A 6,291-nucleotide genomic window follows, 5' to 3' on the forward strand; every position below is an offset into this window, starting at 1 on the left:
CTGGTTGCTGGGTTAACGTGCGGAAAAATACGACCTGCGATCCGGGAATCGCACGAGAGGACAGGAGCAACAGTTTGACGCAAGCCATTTTTTCGCCCCTTCGATCCGGTGCGGCGCCGCTCCGCATGCGCCGCAGCCTTGCCGCGCGCCTGACGCGGGTCGCGATTCTGGGGGGAATGCTTCTCGTCTCCGCCTGCGGTTTGCCGCGCTCGGGCCCCACCAAGGGCCAGATCATGTCCGGCGCGGTGGAAAAGGGCGGCAGCACCCATATCGTGCATGTCGACGACCGGGTGAACCGGGCGGCGAACTTTACCCCCGCCTATGGGTTCTCGGCCGATTTCCGCTCGGCCGGGACGGTCGCGGCCGACGACATCCGGCCCGGCGACGTGCTGGGGCTGTCGATCTGGGAAAACGTCGATGACGGGCTGCTGGCCTCGATGGGGACAAGCTCGACCCAGCTGACCGAATTGCAGGTGGACAGCCAGGGCTATATCTTCGTGCCCTATGCCGGCCGGGTGCTGGCCGCCGGCAACAGCCCCGAAGAGCTGCGCCGCATCATCACCCAGAAGCTGGAAACCCAGACCCCAGACCCGCAGGTCATGGTCACGCGCGTCGCCGGCGACGGCGCCACCGTCTCGGTCATGGGCAAGGTGAACGCGCAGGGCGTCTATCCGATCGAGCGCCCGACCCGCAACCTTTCCTCGATGCTGTCGCGCTCGGGCGGCGTCTCGATCGAGCCCGAGATCGCCGTGGTCACGGTCAAGCGCGGCAATTCCAGCGGCAAGGTCTGGCTGCGCGACCTGTATTCCAACGCGCGCAACGACATCGCGCTGCGCCCCGGCGACGTGATCCTGGTCGAAGAGGACGAGCGCAGCTTTACCGCGCTTGGCGCGCTTGGCGGCCAGACCAAGGTGCCCTTGGGCAATGAACAGATCAACGCCATCGAGGCGGTGGCCATGGTCGGCGGCCTCAGCACCGCGCTGGCCGATCCCAAGGGCGTGTTCGTGCTGCGCGACGAGCCGCCGGCGGTGGCCCGCGCCGTGCTGGGCCGCGGCGACATCCAGGGCAGCCAGCGCGTCGCCTATGTGCTGGACCTGACCAGGCCCGACGGCATGTTCCTGGCGCGCGATTTCGTCATCCGCGACGGCGACACCGTCTATGTGACCGAGGCGCCCTTCGTGCAATGGCGCAAGACCCTGCAGTCGATCCTGGGCACCGCGACCGAGGTCGGCTCGGTAGACAGCGCCTTCCGGTAAGGACGTGGAGCAGAACGACGATGCCGCCGGGGATTCCCGGCGGCTTTTCATATGCAGCGGCGGTTTCCTGACCCGGCCTCGCCTACGCCGCATCCTGCAGCTGGCCGGATGGTCGCCCCGCATCGGCCTGCCCGGCCCCGGCGATCACGTCGGCATCTGGGGCGACAGCCCGACCGCCTGGCGCGGCAAGGCGCTGGCNGTGCGGGTCGAGGACGCCTTCCTGCGCTCGGTCCTGCCGGGACGGGCGCGCGGCGCGGTGGCGCGGCGCGGGCCCATCGGCCTGCTGGTCGACCCCGTCGGGCTGCATTTCGACGCCGAGGCGCCCTCGCTGATCGAAACGCTGGTGCATGCGCCCGGCACCCAGGCGCAGCTGCAACGCGCGCGACAGGGGATCGCGCGGCTGATCGCCGCCGACCTGTCGAAATACAACGCGCATCTGCCCCAGGTCGCGCCGCCCGCCGCCGGCTATGTGCTGGTCATCGACCAGACCCGCGGCGACGCCTCGCTGCGCGGGGCGGGCCGGGCGGATTTCCTGGCCATGCTGGAGGCGGCGCGCGACGAAAATCCCGGCCTGCCGCTGGTGCTGCGCAGCCATCCCGAGACCGCGCGCGGCCTGCGCCCCGGCCATTTCACCCCCGCCGACCTGCGCCGCGGCGAGGTCTTTTGCGACGGCGCGGTGTCGCCCTGGGCGCTGCTTGCGGGCGCGGCGCGGGTCTATGCCTTTTCCTCGCAGCTGGGATACGAGGCGATGCTGGCCGGCCACCGGCCGCGCATCTTCGGCCGTCCCTTCTATGCCGGCTGGGGCCTGACGGACGACCAGCACCCGATCCCGCGCCGCAGCCCGGCCAGCATCGAGCAGCTTTTCGCCGCCAGCCACCTGCTGGCGCCGACCTGGTATGATCCCTGCCGCGACCGGCTGACGGATTTCGAGGGCGCGCTGGAGCAGATCGAGGCCGAGGCCCGCGCCTGGCGCCAGGACCATGCCGGCCATCGCGCGCATGGCATCCGGCTGTGGAAACGCCCGTTCATGGCGCGGTTCTTCGGCAGCGGCCGGGGGGTGCGCTTTATCGCGAAACCGGGACCGGGCGTGACCATGGCCTGGGCAGGCCGCGCCGATCAGGTGCCCGGCGCGCTGCGGGTCGAGGACGGATTCCTGCGCTCGCGCGGGCTGGGGGCGGCGCTGGTCCCGCCCCTGTCGCTGGTCGCCGACGACCTGGGCATCTATTACGACCCCGGCCGCGAAAGCCGGTTCGAGCGGCTGATGGCCGAACCCCTGCCCCCCGGCGGGCGGGACCGCGCCCTGCGCCTGGCCCGGCTGCTGGTCGAGGCCGGGATCACCAAATACAACCTGTCCGGCGGGCCGCCCGACCTGCCGCCCGGCCGTCGCATCCTGGTGCCGGGCCAGGTCGAGGACGATGCCTCGATCCGCCTGGGCGCGGGAACCGAGCGCACCAACCTGGCCCTGCTGGAGCGCACGCGGGCCGAGAATCCCGATGCGGTGCTGGTCTACAAGCCGCATCCCGATGTCGAGGCCGGGTTGCGCCCCGGCCTGGTCGCCCCGGCCGATCTGGAACGGCTGGCCGATGTGGTCGCCCGCAACGCGGCCGCCGATGCGCTGATGGGCCGGGTGGACGAGGTCTGGACCATGACCTCGACCCTGGGGTTCGAGGCGCTGTTGCGCGGCCTGCCCGTCACCACGCTGGGCGCGCCCTTCTATGCCGGCTGGGGGCTGACGCGCGACCTGGGGCCGGTGCCGGCGCGGCGGCAGGTGCGGGCGGACCTCGCGCTGCTGGTCCATGCCGCGCTGATCGCCTATCCGCGCTATTTCGACCCGGTGAGCCACCTGCCCTGCCCGCCCGAGGTCGCCGTCGAACGGCTGCGCGATCCGGGATTCGGCGCGGGCGGCCCGGCGCTGCGGCTGCTGTCCAAGGCGCAGGGCCTGCTGGCCGGCCACGCCTGGCTCTGGCGGCGCTAGGCCACGACCGATTGATTAACGCTCCACCGCATCATCGCGCAGCCAGCGATGCAGGACGTCGGGGCCGATCCGGCGCGTCTCGGCCAGCCGGAAGCGCGGCGCATCGGCCAGTCGCTCGAGCCCCAGCGCGCCGATTCCGGCGCGGCCGTCGCCGCCCAGCACCACCCCGGCGCTATAGCCGATCAACTGGTCCACCAGCCCCGCGCGCAACAGGCTGGCCGCCAGCACCCCGCCGCCTTCGCAAAGGACACGGGTCAGGCCACGGACGCCCAGTTCGGCCATGACATCCTCGGGGCGGCCGGCGAGCTGCCACAGCGGGCCATGCTCCGGCCCCTCATCCGGCAGGTCGGGCAAGGGGCGCGACGAGACCACGATCCGCACCGGCTGCCGCACCGGGCCGAAGCCGCGCACGTTCAGCCCCGGCCGGTCGGCGCGCGCCGTCTCGCCGCCGACCATCACCGCGTCATGGCCCAGGCGCAGGGCATGGACATGGCGGCGGGCCTCGGCCCCGGTGATCCACTGGCTTTCGCCCGAGGCGGTGGCGATGCGGCCGTCGAAGCTGGCGCCCAGCTTCAGCGTCAGCATCGGCCGGCCGCGCTGGATGCGGCTGAGGAAACCGCGCTGCACCGCGCGGGCCTCGGCCTCGCAGATGCCTTCGGTCACGTCGATGCCGGCCGCGCGCAGGATGGCATGGCCGCGGCCGGCCACGCGCGGGTCGGGATCGGTCAGGGCGGTGACGACGCGGGCGATGCCGGCGCGGACCAGCGCCTCGGCGCAGGGCGGGGTCTTGCCGTGATGGGCGCAGGGCTCCAGCGTGACATAGGCGGTGGCGCCGCGCGCCGCCTCGCCGGCCTGGGCCAGCGCCATGACCTCGGCATGGGGGCGGCCGCCGGGCTGGGTCCAGCCGCGCCCGACCACCGCGCCGTCGCGCAGCAGGACGCAGCCCACCGCCGGATTGGGCCAGACATTGCCCAGGCCGCGCCGCGCCAGCGCCAGCGCATGGCGCATGTGGCGGCGGTCGGTCACTCCTCGACCGTCTGCGGGCGCAGCTCGGACACGAACTTGTCGAAATCGTCCGCCGCCTGGAAGTTCTTGTAGACGCTGGCGAAGCGGACATAGGAAACGGTGTCGATCCGGGCCAGCGTCTCCATCACGATCTCGCCGATGACCTTCGAGGGGATGTCGGTGTCGCCCATGCTTTCCAGCCGGCGCACGATGCCCGAGATCATCTGGTCGATGCGCTCGGGGTCGATCGGGCGCTTCTGCATGGCGATGCGGATCGAGCGCTCCAGCTTGGCGCGGTCGAAATCCTCGCGCCTTCCGCTGGACTTGACCACGACCAGGTCGCGCAGCTGCACCCGCTCATAGGTGGTGAAGCGGCCGCCGCAGGCCGGGCAGAAGCGGCGTCGGCGGATCGCCACGTTGTCTTCGGCCGGACGCGAATCCTTGACCTGCGTATCGACATTTCCACAGAAAGGACAGCGCATCCCTTGTTCCCCCAAAGCCCCGGACCCCTGCCAGTATAGGCAAGCCCAAACCGCTTGGGTAGTGCGTTGAGCGCCCTACAAGATCGGCGATGCGCGGGCTGGGCGGACTGACGCTGCGGCAATTGCGCAAGCGGGCGGGGATGCGGCGGAAATCCGGCACTGGCGTCTCGACAGGCCGTCCGGTCGCATGCAACATTCGCCCCGTCATCGGCCGCCCAGGAACAGGCCGATCAACGCGGAGGAACCCATGAAGACAACCAACCAGTTCGGCCGGCGCGCCTTTCTGACCCGCGCCACGGTTGGCGGCGCGACCGCAGCGGCCGGGGCTGCGCTTGCCGCGCCCGCCATCGCGCAAGAGATGCCCGAGGTGAAATGGCGGCTGACCTCGGCCTTCCCGAAATCGCTGGACACCATCTATGGCGGCGCCGAGGTTCTGTCGAAGTACCTGTCCGAGGCCACCGGCGGCAAGTTCCAGATCCAGGTCTTTGCCGGCGGCGAGATCGTGCCCGGCCTGCAGGCCCAGGACGCCGTCACCGACGGCACCGTCGAGGCCTGCCATACGGTCGGCTATTACAGCTGGGGCAAGGATCCGACCTTCGCGCTGGGTTCGGCCGTGCCCTTTGCGCTGTCGGCGCGGGCCATGAACGCCTGGCAATACCACGGCGGCGGCATCGACCTTTACAACGAATTCCTGGCCACCCATAACATCTTCGGCCTGCCGGGCGGCAATACCGGCGTGCAGATGGGCGGCTGGTTCCGCAAGGAAATCAACGCCGTGTCCGATCTTCAGGGCCTGAAGATCCGCGTCGGCGGCTTTGCCGGCAAGGTGCTGGAGCGGCTGGGCGCGGTGCCGCAGCAGATCGCCGGCGGCGACATCTATCCGGCGCTGGAAAAGGGCACCATCGACGCCTCGGAATGGGTCGGCCCCTATGACGACCTGAAGCTGGGCTTCTTCAAGGTCGCGCCCTATTATTACTATCCCGGCTGGTGGGAAGGCGGCCCGACCGTGCATTTCTTCTTTGCCAAGGACAAATACGAGGCGCTGCCCGAGAACTACAAGTCGCTTCTGCACACCGCGTGCCGGGCGGTCGATGCCGACATGCTGCAGAAATACGACCACCTGAACCCCACGGCTCTGAAGGAGCTGGTGGCCTCGGGGGCGCAGCTGCGCCCGTTCAGCGCCGAGATCCTGGACGCCTGCTACAAGGCCGCGAACGAGGTCTATGCCGAACTGGAAGCCTCGAACGCGCCGTTCAAGAAGATCTGGGAATCGATCAAGGGGGCGCGGGGCGACTGGTATCTCTACAACCAGACCGCCGAATATACCTATGATACCTTCATGATGATCCAGCAGCGCAACGGCACGCTCTGATCCGTCGCAAGCCTGCAATCGGGCCGCCGCGAGCGATCGCGGCGGCCCTTTTCGTTGCGGGGCGCGGGGGGCGAAGGCGGGCGGGAAACCCGCCCTGCCGATCAGTTCCCCGCCGGCTGTTGCGGGGCGGTCAGGCCCGGCGGCGGGCCTGACAGCGCCCCCAGCCCGTCCTGCGGCGCGGCCGGGGCCGGGGCCGGGGCG

Annotated in this window: 5 protein-coding genes; 3 read left to right on the forward strand and 2 right to left on the reverse strand. The window is 70.5% G+C overall.

Annotated features, from left to right (window positions below; all coding sequences use genetic code 11):
* Window positions 1-125: 125 nt before the first annotated feature.
* Together FE811_RS16860 and FE811_RS16865 are read left to right on the forward strand one after the other, a co-directional pair.
* The gene (locus FE811_RS16860; protein WP_181180881.1) at window positions 126-1,256 is read left to right on the forward strand and encodes a polysaccharide biosynthesis/export family protein; all 1,131 of its coding nucleotides are present in this window, start codon (window positions 126-128) and stop codon (window positions 1,254-1,256) included.
* Window positions 1,257-1,260: 4 nt separating this feature from the next.
* The gene (locus tag FE811_RS16865; protein WP_140848151.1) at window positions 1,261-3,231 is read left to right on the forward strand and encodes a capsular polysaccharide biosynthesis protein; all 1,971 of its coding nucleotides are present in this window, start codon (window positions 1,261-1,263) and stop codon (window positions 3,229-3,231) included.
* Window positions 3,232-3,246: 15 nt separating this feature from the next.
* Here the strand turns inward: FE811_RS16865 and ribD are convergent, their stop codons facing one another.
* Together ribD and nrdR are read right to left on the reverse strand one after the other, a co-directional pair.
* Window positions 3,247-4,239, reverse strand: coding sequence for a bifunctional diaminohydroxyphosphoribosylaminopyrimidine deaminase/5-amino-6-(5-phosphoribosylamino)uracil reductase RibD (gene ribD, locus FE811_RS16870; protein WP_116222463.1), 993 nt, complete (start codon window positions 4,237-4,239; stop codon window positions 3,247-3,249).
* A gap of 14 nt (window positions 4,240-4,253) precedes the next feature.
* Window positions 4,254-4,718: a transcriptional regulator NrdR gene (nrdR, locus tag FE811_RS16875; RefSeq protein WP_036751029.1), complete on the reverse strand. Its 465-nt coding sequence runs from the start codon at window positions 4,716-4,718 to the stop codon at window positions 4,254-4,256.
* A 247-nt stretch (window positions 4,719-4,965) separates the two neighbouring features.
* Between nrdR and FE811_RS16880 the strand changes: the two genes are divergently transcribed.
* On the forward strand, window positions 4,966-6,090 hold the full coding sequence (locus tag FE811_RS16880) for a TRAP transporter substrate-binding protein (RefSeq protein WP_036751032.1): 1,125 nt from the start codon (window positions 4,966-4,968) through the stop codon (window positions 6,088-6,090).
* Window positions 6,091-6,291: the final 201 nt, after the last annotated feature.

Origin of the sequence: Paracoccus sp. FO-3, assembly GCF_006386455.1 — a bacterium.
Lineage (GTDB): Bacteria > Pseudomonadota > Alphaproteobacteria > Rhodobacterales > Rhodobacteraceae > Paracoccus > Paracoccus versutus.